The organism is Streptomyces hyderabadensis (assembly GCF_020404845.1).
Classification (GTDB): Bacteria; Actinomycetota; Actinomycetes; order Streptomycetales; family Streptomycetaceae; genus Streptomyces; species Streptomyces hyderabadensis.
Map to the genome: position 1 here is coordinate 1 of NZ_JAIOJZ010000019.1, position 22,270 is coordinate 22,270.

The 22,270-nt window shown below is 72.4% G+C and carries 15 protein-coding genes; 6 read left to right on the plus strand and 9 right to left on the minus strand.

Translation table 11 applies throughout. The features are described 5' to 3' along the window. The 5 genes from K7854_RS16645 to K7854_RS16665 all read right to left on the minus strand — a co-directional run. Positions 1-1,384: DUF5682 family protein (locus tag K7854_RS16645; protein ID WP_372481040.1), on the minus strand; the 1,384-nt coding region annotated here is incomplete at its 3' end. A 5-nt stretch (positions 1,385-1,389) separates the two neighbouring features. Next, positions 1,390-2,559: an ATP-binding protein gene (locus K7854_RS16650; protein WP_226027299.1), complete on the minus strand. Its 1,170-nt coding sequence runs from the start codon at positions 2,557-2,559 to the stop codon at positions 1,390-1,392. A 52-nt stretch (positions 2,560-2,611) separates the two neighbouring features. Further along, on the minus strand, positions 2,612-7,777 hold the full coding sequence (locus K7854_RS16655; protein WP_226027407.1) for a hypothetical protein: 5,166 nt from the start codon (positions 7,775-7,777) through the stop codon (positions 2,612-2,614). A 5-nt stretch (positions 7,778-7,782) separates the two neighbouring features. Further along, entirely contained in the window at positions 7,783-8,637 is an 855-nt protein-coding gene (locus K7854_RS16660) for a DUF4132 domain-containing protein (RefSeq protein ID WP_226027300.1), read from the minus strand. 122 nt (positions 8,638-8,759) lie between these two features. Further along, positions 8,760-9,902 carry a DNA polymerase III subunit beta family protein gene (locus tag K7854_RS16665; protein WP_226027301.1) on the minus strand — a complete coding sequence of 381 codons (1,143 nt, stop codon included), beginning with the start codon at positions 9,900-9,902 and terminating at the stop codon, positions 8,760-8,762. Positions 9,903-10,025: 123 nt separating this feature from the next. On the opposite strand from K7854_RS16665, the gene K7854_RS16670 reads away from it, so the two are divergent. The 6 genes from K7854_RS16670 to K7854_RS16695 all read left to right on the plus strand — a co-directional run bounded on the left by K7854_RS16670 (position 10,026) and on the right by K7854_RS16695 (position 17,446). Then, positions 10,026-10,784 carry a YqjF family protein gene (locus K7854_RS16670; protein WP_226027302.1) on the plus strand — a complete coding sequence of 253 codons (759 nt, stop codon included), beginning with the start codon at positions 10,026-10,028 and terminating at the stop codon, positions 10,782-10,784. A gap of 268 nt (positions 10,785-11,052) precedes the next feature. Then, positions 11,053-12,192, plus strand: a complete 1,140-nt coding sequence (locus K7854_RS16675; protein WP_226027303.1) for a ThiF family adenylyltransferase — start codon at positions 11,053-11,055, stop codon at positions 12,190-12,192. A gap of 173 nt (positions 12,193-12,365) precedes the next feature. Next, complete coding sequence (locus K7854_RS16680) at positions 12,366-13,700, plus strand: ABC transporter substrate-binding protein (protein WP_226027304.1); 1,335 nt, start codon at positions 12,366-12,368, stop codon at positions 13,698-13,700. A gap of 80 nt (positions 13,701-13,780) precedes the next feature. After that, the gene (locus tag K7854_RS16685) at positions 13,781-14,725 is read left to right on the plus strand and encodes a carbohydrate ABC transporter permease (RefSeq protein ID WP_226027305.1); all 945 of its coding nucleotides are present in this window, start codon (positions 13,781-13,783) and stop codon (positions 14,723-14,725) included. 22 nt (positions 14,726-14,747) lie between these two features. After that, complete coding sequence (locus tag K7854_RS16690) at positions 14,748-15,719, plus strand: carbohydrate ABC transporter permease (RefSeq protein ID WP_264087392.1); 972 nt, start codon at positions 14,748-14,750, stop codon at positions 15,717-15,719. 122 nt (positions 15,720-15,841) lie between these two features. Then, positions 15,842-17,446: a glycoside hydrolase family 13 protein gene (locus tag K7854_RS16695; protein ID WP_226027307.1), complete on the plus strand. Its 1,605-nt coding sequence runs from the start codon at positions 15,842-15,844 to the stop codon at positions 17,444-17,446. Between the two features lie 342 nt (positions 17,447-17,788). On the opposite strand, the gene K7854_RS16700 is transcribed toward K7854_RS16695, so the two are convergent. From K7854_RS16700 to K7854_RS16715, 4 genes are read right to left on the minus strand one after another with little or no spacing between them, the layout of a single operon-like run. Further along, on the minus strand, positions 17,789-18,604 hold the full coding sequence (locus tag K7854_RS16700) for an ABC transporter permease (RefSeq protein ID WP_226027308.1): 816 nt from the start codon (positions 18,602-18,604) through the stop codon (positions 17,789-17,791). Positions 18,605-18,637: 33 nt separating this feature from the next. Further along, positions 18,638-19,459: an ABC transporter permease gene (locus tag K7854_RS16705; RefSeq protein ID WP_226027309.1), complete on the minus strand. Its 822-nt coding sequence runs from the start codon at positions 19,457-19,459 to the stop codon at positions 18,638-18,640. A gap of 49 nt (positions 19,460-19,508) precedes the next feature. Further along, positions 19,509-20,489 (minus strand): ABC transporter ATP-binding protein, encoded by a 981-nt coding sequence (locus K7854_RS16710; RefSeq protein WP_226027310.1) that lies wholly within the window; start codon positions 20,487-20,489, stop codon positions 19,509-19,511. Next, positions 20,482-21,903, minus strand: a complete 1,422-nt coding sequence (locus K7854_RS16715) for a condensation domain-containing protein (protein WP_226027311.1) — start codon at positions 21,901-21,903, stop codon at positions 20,482-20,484. The genes K7854_RS16710 and K7854_RS16715 overlap by 8 nt, the downstream gene beginning before the upstream one ends. Positions 21,904-22,270: the final 367 nt, after the last annotated feature.

Below are 22,270 nucleotides of genomic sequence, written 5' to 3' on the forward strand. Positions count from 1 at the left end.
GCAGGCCCAGAGCCGCCAGCTCGGCCTCGACGGCCGGAGCGAGTCCGCTGCGCGGTGCGCCCGGGGCCGGGCGGCCGCCGCGGGTGCCGACGAGGACCTGCTCCATCGCCCTGGCGACGGCCCGCCCCCTGCCGTACAACTCGCCCTGCGCGAGTACCGTTTGCACCGCCTCGACCAACTCCCCCCGGCCGGCCGCCGGCAGCCCGCGCAGCCGCGCCAGGTCCGAGGCCAACCGCACGATCTCGCGCGCGTCGGCGGGCCCGGACGGATGCCCGAGGCCGCGCAGCGCCGCACACACCCGCACGGCGGTCTGTGTCAGTGCCTCCGCCAGCGCGCCCGGATCACCGGCCGCCCGCACCACCAGGTGCTGCCACTCGGGGTCCCGGATGCCCGCCGGATAGCCGGACCGCTCGTCCAGGAGGGCGTACGTGTACGGGATGAGGGAGGTCACCCATTCGGACTGGCCGGCAGAGCCGGTGGAGTCGTCGGCACGGCCGGTGGCGGCGCCGGAGCCGTCCCGCTCGGGTTCGCCCGGGCCGGCCGGGGAGACCAGTGCCGGAGCGTGGAAGGCGCCCACGACCAGGGCGGCCCGTGCACCCTCCGCGGTGGCGGCGGCCAGCCGGGAGCGCATCCACGCCTCACGCCGCAGGTCGAGTGCGGGTACGCCGCCGGAGGCGACGGCCTCCTCGCGCAGGGCCCAGCCGGTCAGCAGCGCGGCGCGGCGCAACGACTCCGGTTCCGACCCCGGGGCCGTGGCCTCGACGAGGCGGTCCCACAGGTCCTCACCGGGGCGGCCGGTGAGCCGTGCCCGCAGAGCCGTACCGAGCCGGGAACGGTCCGAACGGTCCGGCTCCGCCGCGGCGGGCGCTCCCGGGCGCCTCCCCGCCCGCCACGCACGGTCGGCCAACGGCAGGTCGCAGGCGACGACCGGAACGCCCCGCCGGGTGGCCCAGCGCAGGGCGGCCAACTCCGGGGAGAAGTCGGCGAACGGATAGAAGGCCGGCCCCGCGCCCTCCGCCCGCCCGGCCGCGGCCAGCGCGACCGGCGCCCGTGTCTCCTCGTGCCCCAGCCAGTGAAGCCACTCCTGCATCTCGGCGGGCAGCTCGACGAGCAGGACGTCCGGCGCGGCCCGGTCGAGCAGCGCGGGCACGGCCGCGGCCAGGGACGGCGCGTGATGCCGCACCCCGATGAGGAACGGCGCCCCCGGACCGGTGAGCGCCGCGACCGCCTCGTCCGGGGACAGCGGAGAGGAAGCGGAGGAGAGGGCGCCGGAGGAGGGGACGTCGGAGGAGAAGACGCCTGAGGAGAAGGCGTCGGAGGACGGGGAGCCGGGGGAGACGGAGCCGGAGGCGACGGAGCCGGGGGAGGACGGGGAGCGGGACACCGTGGTCAGCCCTCCAGGACCGTGCGCAGGTCCCACAGGGTGCGCCAGGTGGCGGAGCCCTGCTCGGCGCGCCGCCGCACCGGACCGTCCCAGTACCCGCGCAGTCGCGCCGCGTCGGCGGGGTCGTCCTTGCGGACCACGCCGAGGAGATGACCCGGCAGCAGGCCCAGCACGTCGCGGTCCCCGGGGAAGTACGCCGCGGCCAGCCCCAGGGCGCCCGCGACCGACACGGCCTCCGCGGTGCTCATGACGGTGGAGGGCCGCTCGACCTCCCAGCCCTCCGCCGACCGGCCCTCGCGCAGGTCGCGGAAGGCGACGACCAGTGCCTCCAGGACCGCCTCGTCCACCTTGAAGGGCGCGCCGGCCCGTTCGACCGAGGCCCGTGCCTGGCTGCGGACCAGGGCGGTCTCGGCGTCGAGGTCGGGGATGGGACCGACGGTCTCGAAGTTGAACCGGCGCTTGAGCGCGGCGGACATCTCGGACACGCCCTTGTCGCGCAGATTGGCGGTGGCGATGAGGTTGAAGCCGGGGGCGGCATGCGCCAGGGCGTCCTCGGTGCCCGAGAGTTCGGGAACGGCGATGCGCCGCTCGGAGAGCAGGGAGACCAGGGCGTCCTGCACCTCCGGCAGACAGCGGGTCACCTCCTCGACGCGGGCGACACCTCCCCGGGTCATCGCGGTCAGCACCGGGGAGGGCACGAGCGCGCTCCGGCTGGGCCCCTGGGCGAGCAGCAGGGCGTAGTTCCAGCCGTACTTGAGCTGGTCCTCGGTCGTGCCCGCCGTGCCCTGCACCACCAGGCCGCTGGTGCCGCACACGGCCGCCGACAGCAACTCGGACAGCAGGGACTTGGCGGTGCCGGGCTCACCGACGAGCAGCAGTCCGCGCTCCCCGGCGAGCGTGACGACGCACCGCTCGACCAGTGCCCGGTCGCCCACGAACTTGCCCTCCACCACCAGTCGGCGCGGCACGCCCTCGGGTGCCTCGGTGCCCTCGGGCAGCCGCAGCGCGCTGCCGTCGCTGCCCATGACGAAGGTGACCACGGCGCGCGGCGTGAGCCGCCAGGCGGGCGGGCGCGGACCGTCGTCGTAGGCGGCGAGGAAGGCCAGTTCGGAGGCGTACCGGTCCTCGGGCGGCACGATCTGACGGGCGGTGTCGGGGGAGACGGTGGTGGTCATCGACGGATCTTCCGGTGGGAGCGGGCAACGGTCACTGGGCCTTCGTGCGGGGTCATCGGCGACGCCCCCTGCGCATGGCGCGGGTGGTGATTTCCTCGTAGGCGGGCGCGTCCTGGGCGAGGACCCGCTCCCAGGCGCGGGCGAACAGCTCGGGCACCGGGATCTGCGGAACGGCCCGGGACCCCGCGCCGACCGGGTAGAGGCCCTCCTTCCACGTCTCCACCGGCAGGGCCGGCGACTTGAGGTCGCGCCAGCCGCACGGCAGGAAGAGGGAACGGCCGGCCCGCGGCCGCTTGGCCTCGACGACCAGGTCCGTGGCGGCGAGTTCGGCCCGGGCCTTCTTCAGCCGGGCGGGACGCCAGCCGGTCCAGCGGGCGCAGTTGCGGTCGGTCGGGTCGGGCAGGGCGAGCAGCTGCAGGTAGAGCGCCGCCGCGTCCTCGCCCAGGCCGTGGGCCGTCGCCACCTCGGTGACCAGTGCCGGAACACTGACCGTGGGGTCCTGTGCGGCTCCGGCGGGCCCTTCGGGGTCCAGACCGGCGTCGAGGGCCCGCGCGAGTTCGTCGCCCAGGATGGTGCGCAGGGCCCGCAGCCCGCTGCCGCGCGCGTCACCCACCAGCCCTTCGAGCAGGCCGAACACGGCGTCGTCCGGTCCGGTGAGACCGGCGGGCCGCACCAGCACGGTCTCCCGGTCGCCGTGCCAGGGGCGCAGGACGAGCGCCTCACCGATCCGGGTCGAGCCGTCCTCGTCGGCGCCGCCGGCCGCGGGAAGCCCGTACGCCTTGCGGAGCTCGGCGGCGGTGGTGCCACCCTTCTCCGTCCACTCCACCCCCAGGTCGAGCAGCAGCCCCGGGTCGGCCAGACGGCGGCGCAGCGCGGTCAGACCGTCCGGCAGGGCCGCGCGCAGGGGGTGCCCGTGGGGGAGGGCGTAGGCCAGCGAGGCCAGGGTGTCGACGGCGCCGGTCAGCGTGTGGCGGTGCGGTATCGCGGCCGGGTCGTCCGCGACCAGCCGGCCGTTCTCGTCGGGTCGTTGGACCGTGGTGCGGCTGAGGCAAGGGGTGCGCGCCGGGTTGAGCACCGTCTCGGCGGATCCGACCGGCAGGCCGTCCAGCGCGACGGCCAGTTCCTCGGGCAGGCGGACCAGGGCACCCAGGCGGTCGGTCCAGACCCGGCCCAGGGCACCCGTGTCCGGCCCCGTCGTCCACAGCTCGGCGGGGTCGTCGGGCAGCAGGGCGGCGAGGAGCGCCGCCCGGTCCGCGGGAGGCAGCGAGTTCAGCATGCGGTTGCCCGCGTCGAGCTGACGGGGCTTGAGCCCGGCCGTGGCGAGTGCGTCGGCGTCGAGGCTCTCCGGTTGCCCGGCCAGGAGCACGGTGGCCTGGAGCGGTCCGACGCCCCCGCGGGTGGCCGCGGCGAGGGCGGCGGGCGCCTCGGTCCGCCAGGGCGCGGCTCCCTTGTCCCGGACCAGCCGGGTGACCGCGGCGAGTGCGTCGGCGGGGAGCGCCGGGGCGTGCCGGGTCTCCCGCTCCAGCGTGAAGTGCGCGACGGCGCCGAAGACGCCCGCCGGATCGTGGTCGAGAGCGAGCCAGTTGACGCGGTCCCGGGCGACGTCGACGTTCTGGCAGCCGAGGACGACGACGGTGCGGCCGTCCCGGCGCAGCACCTGCCCCGCACGCTCCTGCTGCCGGTGCCTGTCGTGCGGCTCGCCCAGGACAATCTCCCGCAGGCCCGCGCCGGGAGTGGCGAGCGGCCCTTCGGCGAGCGCCTCGAACAGCAGGAGCAGCGCCTCCCGTTCGGCCGCCGGCAGGGTGGGCACGGTGGCCCGGTAGGCCAGCGGCCGCAGCACGCCCAGCAGATCGGGCCAGGTCATGCCGAGGCGGGGGACGGTGTACTCGTCGCTGTGCCACCCGTCGCCGAGCGCGGACCGCCGGGTGCGGTCGGACAGGGGCGCGCCGTCGGCGGGCTTGCCCGAGAGCACCTGGTTCACGGCGCGGATCTGCCGGAGCGCGGTCCACTGGCCCTCGCCGCCCCACGACCCCCACATCCGGGACAGGCCGTCGGCGGCCGCGCGCAGGGTGCGGTCGTCGCCGTGCCGGGGCCGGTAGTCCGCGAACATCCCCTCGGTCCGCTTCCGTTCCGGCTTCGGCTGCTCCACGGGCGGCTCGACGAAGCGGGTCACCGCATCCACGATCCGGACCGTGCTGCGGACCAGAGCCGCCACACCCACGAGGAGCCGCTCGTCGGTGAGCCCGGGAAGCGCACCGGCCACGGCCCGCCGGACCACATCCTCGGCGGACGGCACCACGGGACTGTTCCCGGCGGCCGGGGCCGCGTCGGCCGCCGCGGGCTGCGCGCCGCCGTCACCGGCCGCTCCGTCAGCCGCCTTGGCCGCGTTCACCTGCGCCTGGCGCTCGGCCAGCGCCCGCGCCGCCTCGCGCAGCAGGTCGGCCGCCGCCTCGTCGGTGAAGGCGCGCAGGACGGCCGAGGCACCCTCGTCCCGGGGCCGCAGCGCGTGCCAGAACGAGACCGGCGGGAGGAACGGCGTGCCCGCGGCGAACTCGCCGCCCCGCTCGTTGGGTGTCACGCGGCCGAGTACGCCCGCGTCACTGCAGTCGTCCGGCGCGAACAGGGCGATCTGGCGCCGCGTGCGGGCCACGACGGGCGCCGCGCCACCGGGCAGGCGCAGCGCACCGAGCGGGGTGAGGCGTTCGCCGTGCCGGGGGGTCCGCAGCGTGACGGTCCGGCCGTCGGGCGTGCCCGCCGTGGTCAGCGCCTCTCCCGCCGCATCCTCGGCGCGCACCCAGCGTCCCAGCACCGTGCCGTCGGTGCCGAACGGGCTCCGCTCCAGGCCCGGTTGCAGCGGCAGCAGCTCGCACCGGTCCTGCAACAGCGTGGTGTCGTCGGCGATGCCGGAACGGAGGAAGGCGGGCAGGGAGGCGCGACTGTGCGAGCCCGTCGCGGGGTCGTACTCCAGCCACACGTGCCGCCGCCCCTGCCGGCCCTGCCGCCAGTACGACGTGCCGTCGCCGATGACGGGCCTGCTCGCGGGCAGGACGGTGTCGCCGGCGTGCAGCGTGCGCCCGCCGGTGGCCCGGCCGCCGCCGGGCAGCGGGATCGAGGGGGCGACGTCGTCGTTGCGCCACCAGTGGGAGATCTGCTCGCCGGTGAGGGTGAGGACCTCGGACGGCCGGGTGGACCAGTAACCGCGCTGCTTGCCGTCCTGCCACCACACCACGAGCAGTTCCCCGTCGGCGTAGCGGAACTGGGGGCGCTGCCAGCGGTCCAGGTCGGCCGGCAGCAGGTCGTGTTCGAGCAGGATCGAGTCCGGACCGACGACGACCGCCTTGTGCCCGCGGCTGAGGATCAGGCAGGGCCAGGCCTCGTTCACGATCAGCGCGGTGTCGCGGTCCCTGGCCGCCCCGGCCGCGCTCCCGTTGCCCTTGCGGGCCCGGGTCTCGGCATCGAGCAGCCGCAGGGCTTCGTCGAGGGCGGGCCAGCCCAGTTCGTCGATGATGCCGGCCCGCAGGGTGCGCCCGAGCAGTGGAGCCGCCTGGTACCCGCCGGCGCGGGCGACGGCCTCGGGATTGACCCGGGGAGCAACCGAACGGAAGGGGCTCAGCCGGTTCAGCGCCTCGTGGGCCCCGGGCAGTCCCACCGCGCGGGAGAGTTCACCGACGGCGCCGTCCAGCCACTCGCGCAGCACCCCGCGGAGCACCCGGTGCTCGGCGAGATGGTCCAGGACCCGGCTCGACCGCCGCTCGTGCCCCGCGGCACCGACCGCACGCAGCAACAGGGGGCGCAGTCGCGGGTCCGCCGCCACGGCGGCCAGGTCACGACGTTCCGGCCGGGTGTCGTGCACCCAGCGGTCCAGGTCGAGGCGGACCTCGGCGTCGGGAGCGGGCAGCGCGAGAGGGACGTCCTCCGCCGCGCACAGGTCGAGCAGCGAGATGTCGACGCCCATGTGCCGGCGGCCGGCGAACAGGTCGACGGCCCGTCCGTCGGCGCGCAGCCGTGGCGCCATCCGGGCGACGAGGCGGAGCGTGGCGGGGGAGCTGTCGCACCCCGTGGCGCCGCGCTTGCGGTGGGCGGCCCAACGGCTCAGCCAGTCCGCCGCGTCGGCCCCGGCCCTGCCCCCGGTCGCGGGATCGCGCCCGGCGGCCGTCCCGCCGTCCTCGCCGGTCAGCAGCCGGTCGGCACCGCACTCGGTCAGCAGCTCCAGCCAGAACTCGTCGCTCCTGGCGTCGTGGTCCAGGCCGGCCGGCATGATCTCCAGCAGCCGTTCACGGACCGCGGGCCGCCGGTCGGCGAGGACGCTCAACGTCGCCCGGTAGGCGGTCCAGAAGGAGGCCGGCGCCCGGACGGCGGCGGGCGAGGCGACCAGGTCGGCGACCAGGTCGCACTCCGCCTCCACCCTGGGCAGCCCGGCCGCCTTGATCAGCACGCGCGCGTCCTGCGGCAACGACGCGTACGGCGGCATGCCGGCCGCACAACGCTCCACGGCCAGCTGACGGAACTGCGCCCAGGCCTCGGCGGCGTCCAACCGGGCGGCGAGATCCTTCACATGCTGCTTCAGGGCCTTGACCGTCAGTGCCCCGGCGAAGGCGAACTCCAGGAACACGGCGCGCTGCCGCTGCTCGTCGACGGCGAGCGCGTGCACCCGCTCCGCCTCGCGGGCCTTGCCGAAGAAGGCGGCGGCGTAGGTGGTGTTGTCGAACTGGAGGAAGATCCGCGCCGCCTGCTCGTAGAAGGTCGGCAGGAAGTGCGGCACGGCCCGGCCGAGCCGGTCGCCGAGCTTCTCGAAGCCCTCCTTGGCGGTGCCGGGACGGGACTTGGCCTGGCGCGCGAGCCGCTCCACGTCCTTGACCAGGGCCAGTGCGTGGTGCCCGTTGGCCGGGTCGTTGACCAGGGCCCAGGCGGGGAATCCGAGGGTCTCCCGCCTGACCTGTCCGACTTCCGGGGTCTGCGGGTCCCGCACGAGTCCGAGGAAGTCCAGGGCGAGGTCCTCGGCCGCCCCGAGGGTGCCGGGCACCAGCCGGACGACGCTGCGCCCGCCCAGCGCGGCATGGGTGTACGTCCGGACGGTGAGGGTGTCGGCGTCCTCCCGGGCGCTGCTGCCCGGCGGCAGCAGCGCCCCGGCTTCGAGCAGGGCGGATGCGGTGGCGTCGTCGGGACCTGCGGCCTCGTGGGCGCCCGTGGCGCCGTGCGGCGCGGTGGTGGTGTCCATGGTGCTCACGCGGCCCGCTCCTCGTCCTCGATGTCGCGACCGGCGTACAGCGCGGCAGCCATGCGCATGCCCTCCGACCAGGCCACCGGACCGACCTGGCCCAGCTTCAGCACCTGACCGGCGGCGTCGGTCCACATCAGGGGACCGGTCTCCGTCTCCTCGTAGCCGTCCCAGTCGCCGACCCAGACGCGGGCCTCCACGCCCCGGCCGTCCTCCCAGGCGGAGCAGACCGCGTATCCGCCGCGCACCCGGTGCCCGAGCTGGGTGACCCGGCCGTGCAGGAAGCGCAGCTCCTTGAAGGCGCCGCCCGCGTACTCCTCGACCGAGGCGGCCTCGGCGTCCAGTGCGGCGGGGCGGTGCCACACCTCGCGGAAGAGCTGCTGGGCCCGCTGCTCGACCCCGAGTTCCACGGCGAACTCCCGCAGCTCCTCCAGGTCTTCGAGGAGCACGGGATGCGGCAGCCGGACGAGCTCGGGGGCGATGCGCACCGTGTCGCCGTCGAGGTCGACGAGGCCGAGACCGCGCTCGGGGTCGGCGTCCCGCAGGAAGCCCGCGACCTCGCCGTCGGCCCCGGTGACCACGAGGTCGCGCAGGGCCGACCGCCAGGCCGGGTCGGGCCACACCCGGGTGAGTACGGCAAGGGGAACGGGCAGCGACCGCACCATCCAGCGCTCCACGTCGCTCAGGCACTGGCGTTCGTGCCGCTCCAGCCACTCGACGAGCTGTCGCAGTCCGACCACCGCGGGATCGTCCGCGAGCTTGGCCGGCACCGACTTCAGCCGCCGTCCGGCGGCGTTGCGGCACACCACCTTCCCGTCGTCCAGGGCGACCTCGTAGTCCCCGGCCGTCACCCACCCCATGAGTGCCTCCCCGCACCGCAGTGATCAAGTGCTGACGACTGTAGGCGAGCCCACTGACAACGCCGTCGGGGCGGGGGACGCGGGGCGGGGGAGGGGCCGCGGGCCGGGCGGCCGGAGCGCGGTCAGTCGTCCAGGCGGACCGGCATCAGCAGCGAGAAGGTCCCCTCGTCGTCCGCCCGGCGGATCGCCAGCGGCGCGGTGGCGGCGGGCCCGAACTCCAGGACGAGCCGGTCCCGGTCCGCCGCGGCGAGCGCCTCCAGCAGGAACTCCCGGTCGACACCGACGTGGTGCCCGGCCCCCGCCACGTCCCCGGGCCCGTCGGCGTCCCCGGCCCCGTCCGCGTCGATGTCCGGGGCGTCGCCCCCGCAGACGATCACTGTTCCGTCGTCCGCCGTCGCCAGTACGCTGACGTCCCGCGCGGACCGGCCGGGCTCGGGCTCCTCGGCCACGCGGACGGGACCGTTCCGCAACGCCTGCCGGAGCGCCGGCACCTCCACGACGACCCGCCGCCCGGACGGCAGCCGGACGAGCCGGCGGTAGTCGGGGAAGTCGTGGGCCAGGCGCGGCCCCGACGCCTGCCGCCCACCGGCCTCCAGCGTCACCTGGTCGCCCTCCACGGTGAAGCGGGCGGACTCGTCGCCGCCCAGCAGCGCGCGCATCGCGTCCACGAGCGGCGCGGGGACGAGGATCTGTTCGCGCGATCCCCCGTGTGCCACGGCCTCCAGGCGCGCGACGGCCATCCGGTACCGGTCGGTGGCCACGACGTGCAGCGCGTCACCTCCGACGTCGAACAGGACCCCGCCGAGCATCGGCAGCTCGGGGTCCCGGCCGACGGCGAACCGGACCGCGTCGAGCGCGGCCGCCAGTGCGGGAGCGGGGAGGGACAGGCGGACGGTGCCGGTGACGGGCGATGCGGTCATGGGGTTCTCCCGGTGATCGAGTAGTGCTCGGAGCGTGGAGAACTCCCCGCGGGCCTCGGCCAGCCCCCGTTCGAGTCGGCGCAGGTGCGCCTGGAGAAGCGTGCGCACCAGGTCCGTGTCCGTGCCGGACCAGCCGGCCAGTACCAGCCGGATGTCCGCCAACGGCATGCCCGCCCGCCGCAGCCGGGCCAGCAGCCTGGCCTCGTCGAGCTGCTCGGGGGCGTACCAGCGGTAGCCGCTGGCCGGATCGACCCGGGCGGGGACCAGTACACCGGCACGGTCGTAGAACCGCAGGGCGCTCACGCCCAGTCCGCTGGCGCGGGCCATCTCCCCGATGCTGCGCATCTCACTCTCCACATCCCGGACTCTGATCCCTCGACCAGGTCGAGGGTCAAGCACGGGACGTCGCCCGCGGCAGCCGTTCGGCCGGCCGCCAGGCACGGCAGGCCCGTCTGTCATTCTTGCGCCGTGCACCAGCCCAGCGCCGTCACCCCGGACGCCCCGACGCCGATACGGCTGCCGCTCCTCACCCAGGAGTGGCTCGACCTCGCCTTCGTCCACTGGGCCGTGGACCCCGCCGCCGTGGCGGGGCTGATGCCGCGCGGGACCGTGCCCGACACGCACGACGGACTCACCTACGTCGGGCTCGTCGCCTTCCGCATGCACCGGGTCGGATGGTTCCGGCTGCCCGGGATCCCGTACTTCGGCTCGTTCCCGGAGACCAACGTGCGGCTCTACAGCGTGGACGCGCACGGGCGGCGCGGCGTGGTCTTCCGGTCGATGGATGCCTCGCGGCTGGTACCGGTGCTGCTGGGCCGGATCGGCTTCCGGCTGCCCTACCTGTGGTCCCGCATGTCCGTCCGCTCCGTGGGCGACATCGTGACCTACACCAGTTCACGCCGCTGGCCGGGGCCGCGCGGCGCCCGCAGCCGCATCACCCTGCGGACCGGCGAACGCATCCACGAGCCCACGCCCCTGGAGCACTTCCTCACCGCCCGCTGGGGCATGCACAACATGTTCTTCGGCGGTGCCGCCTACCTGCCCAACCACCACCCCCGCTGGCCCCTGCACCGCGCCCGGCTCCTCGCCTGCGACGAGGACCTGATCGCGAGCGCCGGGATACCGGCCCCGACGGCCGCACCGGTCAGCGTCCTCTACTCGCCCGGCGTCCCGGTCCGCCTCGGCCGCCCCGCCCGGCCGGTCCCGACCGTGACTCTCGCCCCTTGACGTCAGGCAGGGTGCCCCGGCTCGGTCCGGACTGCCCGGGAGGCTGTGGTCCGGCTTCGGGACGGTCCGCTGACGGCGCCCGGGACGCTGGCAACAGTCAGGATTTTTCGAGCAGTTGCATGCATCTGGATCGCTGAGCTGAACCGATTTCAGCGTACAGTGCGGGAACGAGCATCGTCGTGCCGAAGATCCCTCACGTACCCGGCCGTGCCGCCGAGGCAGACGCCCGGCGGCCTGGGCCGCTCCAGGACACCCAGAGGAGACCCGCATGCCGCTTCCCCCGCTGACGCGACCCGCCACCGGCCTGCCCGCCGGAGAAGCAAGCCGCCAGGCACACCAGCTGATACTCGCCGGACACGGCTCCGACGGGCAGCGTCGGCTGGCCGCAGGGCGGGTCCTGGTCGTCGGCGCCGACGAGATCGGCGCCCCGCTCATCGCTCACCTCGCCGACTCCGGCGTGGGGATGATCGGTGTCGCGGACGGCTCGCCCATGGACCCGTGGGACCGCTACCTCGGACTGCCGGACGCGGAACCCGCGGACCGGGCCACGGCCTGGGCCCGCGCGCTCGGGCGCACCCATCCCGTGGTGCGCGCCGTGGCGGAGAGCTGGTTCGAGCTGCCCCGCGCGCGCGAACTGGTCCGGGACTACGACCTCGTGGTCTGCGCGGGGGAGGACCCGGCCCGCTGCCAACTGGTCGACGACGTCTGCGCCGAGGCGGGCATCCCCTTCGTGTGGGGCTCCATGGGGGCCACCGGAGGGCGCGTCTCGGTCTTCTGGGACCGGCACGGCCCGGGCCTGAGGGATCTGTTCCCGAAGCCCCCCGCCCCCTACTTCCGGGGCGTCTCCGGTGCGCTGAAGGTGGTCGGCGCCTGGCTGGGGGTGGCCCTGGCCACCGAGGTGGTCAAGCTGCTCACCGGTCAGGGCGAGCCGCTGGTCGGCCGGGTGATGGAGTACGACGCCATGGCCGGCACGTGCGCGACCGTGCCGCTGCGCCCGCACGAGCGTGCCGCGCGCCCGGCCGAACCCGTCGCCGCCGAGCCCTTCTTCGGGCTGCTCTCCCCCGAGGCGACCGAGGCCGCGCGCGGGTCCACCATCTCCGCCGAGCAGCTCAAGGAACTCCTCGATGCGGACGAGCCGGTCCACCTGGTCGACGTTCGCGAGCCGGACGAGTACGCCTTCGCCCGCCTGCCGGGCTCGGTGCTCGTCCCGCAGGGTGAGTTCCTCAACGGCGACGCCGCCGCGCGGCTGCCCACGGACCGCAGGACCGTGCTGCTGTGCCGGGCCGGCATCCGCTCGGCGGAGGTCCTCGCGGTGGTCAAGCGCAGCGGTCACCCCGACGCGGTCCACCTGGGCGGGGGCATCCTGGCCTGGGCGGAGCGCATCGACCCGGAGATGCCCACCTACTGAGGTTTCCTGCCAAGGCCGCGCCCGAGTGAGCGCGTGACCCGGCAGTCCACGGTGCTCGTGACGCAGTCGTAATCTTGCAATGTTGGGTCAAAATCTTGCGTAGCTCTGTTCTGCGTCCTAATGTGACGCTCCGATCAGGGCAGTGCCCTGGGTGCCACCTCGGAGGAGCCGTAATGAAGCACCGCAACCTCGCGATCTTTCTGATCTCTTCAGGTCTTGTCCTGTCCGCCACGGCTTGCGGTGGTGACTCGGACGCCGACGCCGACGGGGATGTCACGATCACCGTGGCGTGCCAGCCGGCGAAGACCGCACCCAAGCAGCGCCAGGCCTGGGACGACGACGTCAAGACCTTCGAGAAGGCGCACCCGGGCGTCAAGGTCAAGAGCACGGACCAGCAGCCGTGCTTCGACCCGAAGACCTTCGCCGCCAAGCTGGCCGGCGGCCAGATGGAGACGGTCTTCATGGCCCCTGTCACCAACTACGCCGATGTCATAGCCAAGGGACAGGCGAAGGACATCACCGCGTCCACGGATCTGGTGAAGAACTTCGGAGACATCCGGCAGGACGTCCGGGACATGCTCACCAAGGACGGCAAGGTCTACGGCATCCCCAACGTCAGCTACACCGTCGGGCTGGTCTACAACCGCGCGCTCTTCGAGGAGGCCGGCCTCGACCCCAACTCCCCGCCGAAGACCTGGGACGAGGTCCGCGAGGCGGCCAAGAAGATCGCGGATCTCGGTGACAACTACGTCGGATACGGCGAGTACGGCGGCGGCAACGTCGGCGGCTGGCACTTCGCGCAGTCCATCTTCAGCCGCGGCGGCGAGATGGTCGTGGACGGCAAGGCGGCCTTCAACAGCCCGGAGGGCAAGGCGGTTCTGCAGACGCTGCACGACATGCGCTGGGAGGACGACAGCGTCGGCTCGAAGCTGCTGATCGGCTGGGAGGCGCTGATGCAGCAGATGGCGGCCGGCAAGACGGGCATGATGCTCGGCGCCCCGGACGTCGTCACCGACATGGTGCAGAAGTTCCAGGGCGACAAGGCGGACTACGGCATCGCCCCCATCCCCGAGGGCAAGGCGTCGCTCACCGGTGGCGAGGCCTACATGATCAACCCGAAGGCGAGCGCCGCCGAGACCAAGGCCGGCCTGGAGTGGATCGACTTCCAGTTCAACACCCCGGGCAAGGGCCGTCACGACTACGCGCGCGGCAAGGCCAACGGTGAGGCCGTTGGCGTTCCGAACAACGACTACATGGGTGACTCGCCCACGGGCCAGAAGCTCGCCGAACTCCGCGAGAAGGACGCGGTCCTGCCGGTCGAGTACTACCAGCCCTACGTCGAGGGATCGAAGAGCGTCGAGCTGAAGCTCGAGCCGCCGATGGCGCAGGAGCTCTACGCGGTGCTGGACGTGGCCATGTCCGCGGTCCTGACCCGCGAGGACGCCGACATCGACAAGCTGCTCGCCGACGCCGAGGGCAAGGCGAACGCGATCCTGGCGAAGAGCTGACCGATGCGGACGACGGGTGCCGCATCCGCTCCCGAACGGAGTGCGGCACCCCGGCCCGCGGCGCGGAACGGGAGAACATCATGGACACAACCACCGTGCAGGCGAAACGGCCCCCGAGGCCGCAGCGCCGGCCACCCTCACGTCCTTCGAGCCGGAGAAGGACTCTTCGCACCAACATCACCGCCTACGGTTTCCTGTGTGCGGCCCTGTTCTGCTTCGCGCTGTTCGCCTGGTGGCCGATCGTCCGCCAGGTCGTGCTCAGCTTCCAGGAGAACAACCTGGTCGACGAGCCGAAGTGGGTGGGTCTGGACAACTTCCGCACGGTGGTCGAGGACCCGGCGTTCGGCCAGGCGTGGAAGAACACCATCACCTTCACCTTCCTCGCCCTGCTGTGCGGCTACGTGATCCCGTTCGCGGTGGCGATCGTGCTCAACGAACTCCGGCACGCACGGGGGTATCTGCGCTTCGTCGTGTACCTGCCGGTGATGCTGCCGCCGATCGTCTCGGTGCTGCTCTTCCGCTGGTTCTACGATCCCGGGCCGGGCCTGTTCAACCAGATGCTCGACTTCGTCGGCCTGCCCGGCCTGTCCTGGCTGGACTCCACGGACACCGCACTGATCTCCCTGGTGATCGTCTCCACGTGGATGAACATGGGCTCCGGGGTCCTGATCTACCTCGCCGCCCTGCAGAACATCCCCGGTGACCTCTACGAAGCGGCCGAACTCGACGGAGCCGGCATCTTCAAGCGCATCTGGAACGTCACCATCCCGCAGACCCGGCTGATCCTGCTGCTCATGCTGATGCTCCAGATCGTCGCCACCATGCAGGTCTTCATCGAGCCGTACATGCTCACCGGTGGCGGACCGGAGAACGCCACGGTCACCGTCGCCTTCCTGATGTACCAGTACGCCTTCGTCTACGGCGGCAACTACGGCGCCGGCAGCGCGCTCGGAGTGATGCTCATGATCGTTCTCCTTGCGGTCGCCGCAGTCCAGCTCCGGCTGACCCGCGACGAGAAGAGGTAGACCCGTGGCCAACACAGTCGACATGACAGTCCACCCGCAACCCGCCGAGGACACCCGCAAGGAGACGCCGCCGGCCGCGCACCGCCGCCGCAGGCGGAGCCGCGCCGCCTGGGCCGACGGCCACTCCCGCACCATCGTCTCGCCCCTCGAACTCAAGTCCCGCTGGGGAAAGCGGATCTACTGGACGGTGCTCGTCGCCGTCCTGACCGTGTTCACGTTCGTGTTCGTCTTCCCGCTGTACTGGATGGTCACGGGCGCGATGAAGTCGGGCGAGGAGATCGCCCAGATGCCGCCGACGCTGTGGCCGAAGGACCCGGACTTCTCGGTGTTCGCGGACGCGTGGGAGCTCTTCGACGTCGGGCTGCTCCTGAAGAACACGCTCTTCTACGCGGTCGGAGCCTGGCTGTTCGCCCTCGCGGTGGATGTGACGGCCGCCTACGCGCTGTCCAAACTGCGCCCGATGTTCGGCAACGTGATCCTCGGGGCGATGCTCGCGACCCTGATGATCCCGCCGATCGTCGTCATGATCCCGGCGTACATCACCGTCACCGACGTGCCGATCTTCGGGTGGCATCTGCTCAACACGCCCTGGGCGATCTGGTTCCCGGTGGCGGCCAATGGGTTCAACATCTTCCTGCTCAAGCGGTTCTTCGACTCGATTCCCGACGAGATCCTCGAAGCGGCGGAGATCGACGGGGTGCCGCCGTGGCGCGTGCTCGTCTCGATCATCCTGCCGATCTCACGGCCCATCCTCGGTGTGGTGTCCATCTTCACCATCGTGCTGGTGTTCAAGGACTTCGTCTGGCCGCTGCTCGTCCTGCCGGACAGCGACAAGATGACGATCAGCGTGGGCCTTTCCCAGACCGCGGGACAGGTGACGCAGAACCAGATCATGGCGGGTCTGGTGATGGCGAGCATCCCGATGATCATCGTGTTCTTCTTCTTCCAGCGGAGCATCATGGCGGGCCTCACCGCCGGCAGCCTCAAGGGCTGACCGCACCCCGGGCCCCGCACCTCCCCTTCGTTTCACCACCCAGAAGCACTCCGCCGCCGGCCGGCACTTCCACGCCCCGTTCCGGCCGACGGCGGAGTCCCACCTGCCCGAAAGGACCCCCCGTGGCAGCCGTGCACCCCTCCCGCACCCATGAATGGTGGCGTGACGCCGTCATCTACCAGGTCTATCCCCGCAGTTTCGCGGACGGCGACGGGGACGGCACCGGGGACCTCGCGGGTGTCCGCGCGAACCTGCCGTATCTCGCCCAACTGGGCGTGGACGCCGTGTGGTTCACCCCGTGGTACTCCTCGCCGCTGGTCGACGGCGGCTACGACGTGGCCGACTACCGCACCATCGACCCGGCCTTCGGCACCCTCGACGACGCCGAGAAGCTGATATCCGAGGCCGCCGAGCACGGCATCAAGGTCATCGTCGACATCGTGCCCAACCACGTCTCCGACCAGCACGCCTGGTTCCAGGCCGCCCTCGCCGCCGGGCCGGGAAGCCCGGAGCGCAAGCTGTTCCACTTCCGCCCGGGCCGCGGCGCGAACGGCGAACTCCCGCCGAACAACTGGCCCTCGCAGTTCGCCGGCGACACCTGGACCCGGGTGCCCGACGGGGAGTGGTACCTGCACCTGTTCACCCCCGAGCAGCCCGACCTCAACTGGAACCACCCCGACGTCCGCCGGGAACACGAGGACGTGCTGCGCTTCTGGTTCGAGCGCGGCGTCGCCGGCGTCCGCATCGACTCCGCCGCCCTGCTCACCAAGCACCCGGACCTGCCCGACTTCACCGAGGGCGTCGACCCGCACCCCTACCTCGACCTGGACGAGATCCACGACATCTACCGCTCCTGGCGCGCGATCGCCGACGAGTACGGCGGCATCTTCGTCGGCGAGGTCTGGCTCCCCGACCCCGAGCGCTTCGCCCGCTACCTGCGCCCCGACGAGCTGCACACCGCCTTCAACTTCAACCTCCTGGCCTGCCCCTGGGACCCCGGGCGGCTGCGCCGCACCATCGACGACACCCTCGCCGAGCACGCCCCGGTGAAGGCCCCCGCGACCTGGGTGCTCTGCAACCACGACGTGACGCGCACGGTCACGCGCTACGGCCGCGAGGACACCGCCTTCAACTTCGACACGAAGGCCTTCGGCACGCCCACCGACCTGGAACTCGGCACCCGCCGCGCCCGCGCCGCCGCCCTGCTCACGCTCGCACTGCCCGGCTCGGTCTACCTCTACCAGGGCGAGGAACTGGGTCTGCCCGAGGCGGACATCCCCCTCGACCGCATCCAGGACCCGATGCACTTCCGCTCCGGCGGCACCGACCCCGGCCGCGACGGCTGCCGCGTCCCGCTGCCGTGGGCGGCGGGTGAACCGCACAGCGGCTTCGGCGGTGCCACCGAGCCCTGGCTGCCGCAGCCCGCGTACTGGCCGCAGTACGCGGTGGACCGCCAGCTCGACGACCCCGACTCGATGCTCTCCCTCTACCGCACGGCACTGAAACTCCGCCGTGACACCCCCGGGTTCGGAGACGGTCCGATGACCTGGCTGCCCTCCGACAACGGTGTCCTCGCCTTCGCCCGCACCGACGGACTGGTCTGTGTGGTGAACCTTCAGGACCGCCCCGTCGAACTGCCCGACCACAGCGAGCTGTTGCTCGCGAGCGGACCCCTCGACGCGGACGGACGGCTGCCGGGGGACACGGCGGTCTGGCTGCGCGGCTGACCCGCGGATCCGGGCGGTGACCTTCCCCCTGCCCGTATCCGACGCCACGCGCAGACCGCCCCGCGGAGGGGCCGACCTCCGCGGACGAGCCCGGCCCGCCTTCGCTGGACGAAGGCGGGCCGGGCTGTTTCACGTACCGGTCTTCCTGCCCGGCGAACCGCTCTCCGGCCGACCCGGCCGGGCCCGACGTCTTCCCCCACCCGGGCACCCGCGTCCGCCCGGCCCCCGACACGATGCCGGCGCCGGGGCCGTAACCGCGGCCGGAGCGTGGCCGGAGCGTCGGGCGGGCCCGGTCACCGGAAGCCGGTGACCGGGCCTGCCCGACGAGTGAACGGTGGTGACTCAGCTGCGCAGCGTCCGGCCCAGGCGGCGGAACGCGAGCAGGAGGGCGAGGCCGCCCACCGCGAGCAGATAGGCGGCCGGCAGCAGCAGTCCGACGCCGAACTCGCCCAGTGAGGGCTGCCGGATCAGCTCGATGCTCTGGTAGAGCGGCAGGCACTCCACCAGCAGCTGGACCGGACGGGGGTAGACGTCCAGCGGGTAGAAGGTGGTGGCGAACAGGAACATCGGCAGCATGGCCAACTGGATGTACTGGAAGTCCTGCCAGTCCCGCAGGTAGGTCACCACGGCCAGGCCCAGCGCCGCGAAGGCGAACCCGACCAGGAGCGCGCCGGGTACCACCAGCAGTACCAGCGGACTGTGCACCAGGCCGAAGACCGTCACGGCCACGAGGAACCCGACCGTCACCAGAGCACCGCGCAGCAGGGCCCAGCAGACCTCGCCCAGGGCCACGCCGCGCACCGTCATCGGCGTGGTCAGGATCGACTCGTAGGTGTGATTCGTCTTGAGCTTGTTGAACAGGTTGAACGTCGTCTCGTTCATCGCACCGTTCATCGCCGTGGTGGCGAGCAGAGCGGGTGCGACGAACTCCGCGTAGGGCACATCGGTGTCGGCGAGCCCCGGTACGTTGCCGACCAGTCCGCCGATGCCGACGCCGAAGGCGAGGAGATAGAGCACCGGCTCGAAGATCTCGGCCACCAGGAGCAGCCAGGTATGCCGGTAGATCATGAGGTTTCGCTCGACCATCGCCAGGGCGCCCCCGGAGCGCAGGGCTGGACCGGGGCGAGCGGAGACCTGCGGGCCCACTACGGCCGACATGGGATCCCTGCCTTTCAGGGTGAGTGCTGGTGGTCAGGAGTGCAGGTGCCGCTGATAGGTGCGCCGCCCGAGCAGCAGACCGGCGACGGCCAGCACGGCCAAGTAGCCGACGTGGACAGCGGTGCCGGCCACGGTGCCGGTGCCGAGCGCTGCCGTACGGCACAGCTCGACCCCGTGCCAGAGCGGCGTCGCCTGGACCACGGGCTGGAGCCAGCCGGGCAGCTGCGTCAGAGGGAAGAAGGTGCCGGAGAACATGAACATCGGCATCACCCCGAACCGGAGTACCGCGAGCACCGTGGGCTGGCGCTTCGCGGTCACCGCCCAGGCGGCGGACGGCGCCGCGAACGCGGCTCCGACCAGCAGGGTCGCGACCACCACGAGGGGGGCCCGCAGCGCGTCGACGGCGCCGAAGGCCGCCGCCACCGCCGTGAAGGCCGTGGCGGAGAGCGTCACCTTGAAGATGTTGAACAGCAGGTGACCGTAGTAGATGTCGACGGGGGACATCGGGGTGGCACTCGCCGCCCAGTAGTGCCCTTTCGCCTGCACCGACTGGTGGACGGGGTGGGCGGAATCGATATAGGCGGTTTGCATGGCCGAGGCGGCAAGCAGGCCGGGAGTGAGGAAGGCCAGGTACGAGAGGCCGTTAAGGGCGGCACTGTTGTGCTGGTTGACCAGAGTGCCCAGTCCCGCACCGATGCCGGTCAGGAACAGCAGCGGGTTGGCCACGTTCAGCACCACGGTCCCGCGCCAGGTGCGGCGGTAGCGATGCAGCCAGTAGGCGAACTCGTGCAGGGCGGGCGGGACCGTGCGGGTACGGCCGGGCGGGACGAGGGAGCGGGAGGCATGCGTGGTCATCGGTACTCTCCGTGGCGACGCCTGGATGGTGGGCGGGGGCGGCGACGCATCAGTCGACCAGGGTGCGGCCCGTCAGGGTGAGGAAGACGTCCTCCAGGCTCGCCCTGCGGGTCAGGGCGGTCAGCGGGACGATGCCGCGTGCGTGGGCGGCCGCCAGGGTGGCCTCCCCTTCGTCGGTGTAGAGAAGGATGCGGTCGGGCAGTTCCTCGATCCGCTCCACCAGGCCCCGCGCCTTGTCGGTCATGGCCTCGCGCTCGCCCGGGCCGAAGCGCAGTTCGAGCACCTCCCGGGTGCAGTACCGCTCGATCAGTCCGCCGGGTGAGCCCTCGGTGACGATCAGACCGCCGTCCATCACCACGAGCCGGTCGCACAGCTGCTCGGCCTCGTCCATGTAGTGGGTGGTGAGGATCAGCGTGATGCCGTCGTCCTTGAGCTGGAACAGCCGCTCCCAGAGCAGGTGGCGTGCCTGTGGGTCGAGGCCGGTGGTGGGCTCGTCCAGCAGGACGATCTCGGGCTCGTTGATGAGTGCCCTGGCTATCGTCAGGCGTCGCCGCATGCCGCCGGACAGTGCCTCGACCCGCTCGTCCGCCTTGTCCGTCAGCCGTGCGAAGTCGAGGAGTTCCGTGGCCCGCCTGCGGATCTCGGCCTTCGGGAGTCCGAAGTAGCGCCCGTAGATCAACAGGTTCTCCCTGACCGTCAGTTCGACGTCCACGGTGTCGTCCTGGGGGACCACGCCGATCCGGGCGCGAATCCGGGCACCCTCGGTCCGTGCGTCGAGCCCGAGCACGTCGAGGCTCCCGCCGGTGGCGGGCGAGGTGCAGGCGATCATGCGCATGGTCGAGGACTTCCCGGCGCCGTTGGCGCCCAGGATCCCGAACGCCTCCCCGGGACGGACTTCGAAGTCGATGCCCGCGACCGCGGTGAACCCTTCGCCACGAGCTGCCCCGTAGCGCTTCTGCAGTCCCTTCGCGCGGATCATGGGGGCCTGCCCCGGCACCGTGCCCTGTGGCTGCCTCGTGGTCTCAGTCATGGTGGGCTCCTTGCGGCCGGCGACGGAACCGCTCGACCAGTTCGCCCACCGGGGTGCCGGGGCTCCGGGCCGCCCGGACCATCAAGTGCTCCAGTTCCTGCAGGAAGTCGCCGGCGGAGGCGGGCAGGAAACGCGGGTCGGTGCACAGGGTGAGCGCGCAGGACTCGCGCAGTCCGTCGAGGAAGAGGAAGAACTTGGCCCCGGACTGCCGCCCCTCATGGTCCAGGCGGGTCAGGCGGGTGCGGGCGAGGGCCTCGTCCAGCTGGGCGGGCAGCTTCAGAGGGTCGATCTCGGGCGGCGGGGCGTTGCGCTCCTCGGCGCTGAAGCGGATGTCGTTGAAGAAGCAGTAGCCGCCGGGGGTGATACCGCGCCCGCGGGCGATCTCCTCCAGCTGCTCCTCCATCTTGACCGGGCAGGCCTCCGCGTGCCGGTAGGCGTTCAACGCGGTCCGGGCGGCACGGGAGAGGAACTGCTCGGTGGACTCGTCCGCGACGTGCAGGCGGACGATCGCGTTCTGGTTGAAGGCCCCGACGAACTCCTCGTCCTCGGGCTTGAAGCGGGTCGACACGATGACCCGCAGCGCGGCTTCGGGTTCACCGAGGCAGGAGGCCAGCAGCAGCGCGGTCGAACCGAGCAGAGCCGTGGCCGTGTTGCAGCGGCTGCGTCCGGCCAGCGCATGGGCGGCCAGTGCCAGGGCCGGGGAGTCGATGTGCGCCCAGTCCCGGTCGAGCTGCTGCGGCGTCGACGTGGTCGCCAGCATGCTCGCGGGCACGGTGCTCGCCTGGCGGGCCCAGTAGTCCAGCGTGCGCCTCTCGCGCCGGGCGCCGGCTGCGGAGGTCTCGAACCCGGCCCGGTCAACGGGTTGCCGGGAACGCTCGCGCAGACCCGCCGCGCCGTCCGGGCCGGCGGCGAGCACGGCACGCAGTTCGTCCATGACGATCTGGAAACTCCAGCCGTCCACCGCCAGGTGGCTCGCGGCGATCGCCACGGCGGCCGGTGCGCCCGCGCGCACCCCGATCGCCGCACGCAGCGGCAGTCCGGCGGCGTTGTCGAAGGCGCCTGCCCGGATCCGTTCACCGAGCGGTGCGACCGCCTGTGCCAGGTCGCCCGGTCCGAGTTCGCAGAGCAGGAACTCGATCTCGCCCGAGGCCGCGACGTGCTGCACCAGGCCGCCGTCATGTTCGGTGTAGGTCGTCCGCAGCGACTCGTGCCGTTCCACGAGCAGCCGGACCGTGTCGCACACCTGGGCCACGGTGGCGGAGCGGACCGGCGCCCAGCCGAGCTGGTTCAGCGAGTCGTCGTCGGGCGGCAGCCAGCGGATCACCTCCCAGATGGCGCGTTGGCCCCAGGTCATCGGCCCGGTACGGGAGTGGCCCGCGCGGAACCGCACGCGGGCGGTCGTTGGGTCTGTCACCTGTCCTCTTCCCCTGTGTCCTGCTCTGTGTCCTGCTCGCCGATGTGTCCCGCTGTGAGCGGGCTCAAGAATGGCGGGGAACATAGCAATTTCTCAACAGTTAGCGCTGAAGTTTCTAACATGTGTTTGAGGGATGTGGCGGGCCTCTGTAGGTCTTCGATCCGTCTCTCGGTTCAACTTTGAGGGCATTGTCCTGAGTTGTCCTAGAAATACGTGCACTGTAAACGGGGATCGGTGGGAGGGAAGGGCAGAATTGACTTCCAAGTCATCTTGATTTTGCTAGTTTCTGTGCATAATTTGCGTCAGTCTCGGCGTGGCGCTAGCTTCTGGGCCGGCACTCCGGGCCGTAGGGCTGCATCCCCAAGGA

Bases quoted from the DNA above. Each gene is read 5' to 3' on its own strand.
- K7854_RS16650 (WP_226027299.1), bottom strand. From the start codon at position 2,559: ATGACCACCACCGTCTCCCCCGACACCGCCCGTCAGATCGTGCCGCCC.
- K7854_RS16675 (WP_226027303.1), top strand. From the start codon at position 11,053: ATGCCGCTTCCCCCGCTGACGCGACCCGCCACCGGCCTGCCCGCCGGA.
- K7854_RS16665 (WP_226027301.1), bottom strand. From the start codon at position 9,902: ATGCGCAGCATCGGGGAGATGGCCCGCGCCAGCGGACTGGGCGTGAGC.
- K7854_RS16655 (WP_226027407.1), bottom strand. From the start codon at position 7,777: ATGGACACCACCACCGCGCCGCACGGCGCCACGGGCGCCCACGAGGCC.
- K7854_RS16705 (WP_226027309.1), bottom strand. From the start codon at position 19,459: ATGACCACGCATGCCTCCCGCTCCCTCGTCCCGCCCGGCCGTACCCGC.
- K7854_RS16660 (WP_226027300.1), bottom strand. From the start codon at position 8,637: ATGGGGTGGGTGACGGCCGGGGACTACGAGGTCGCCCTGGACGACGGG.
- K7854_RS16680 (WP_226027304.1), top strand. From the start codon at position 12,366: ATGAAGCACCGCAACCTCGCGATCTTTCTGATCTCTTCAGGTCTTGTC.
- K7854_RS16690 (WP_264087392.1), top strand. From the start codon at position 14,748: ATGACAGTCCACCCGCAACCCGCCGAGGACACCCGCAAGGAGACGCCG.
- K7854_RS16710 (WP_226027310.1), bottom strand. From the start codon at position 20,489: ATGACTGAGACCACGAGGCAGCCACAGGGCACGGTGCCGGGGCAGGCC.
- K7854_RS16700 (WP_226027308.1), bottom strand. From the start codon at position 18,604: ATGTCGGCCGTAGTGGGCCCGCAGGTCTCCGCTCGCCCCGGTCCAGCC.
- K7854_RS16685 (WP_226027305.1), top strand. From the start codon at position 13,781: ATGGACACAACCACCGTGCAGGCGAAACGGCCCCCGAGGCCGCAGCGC.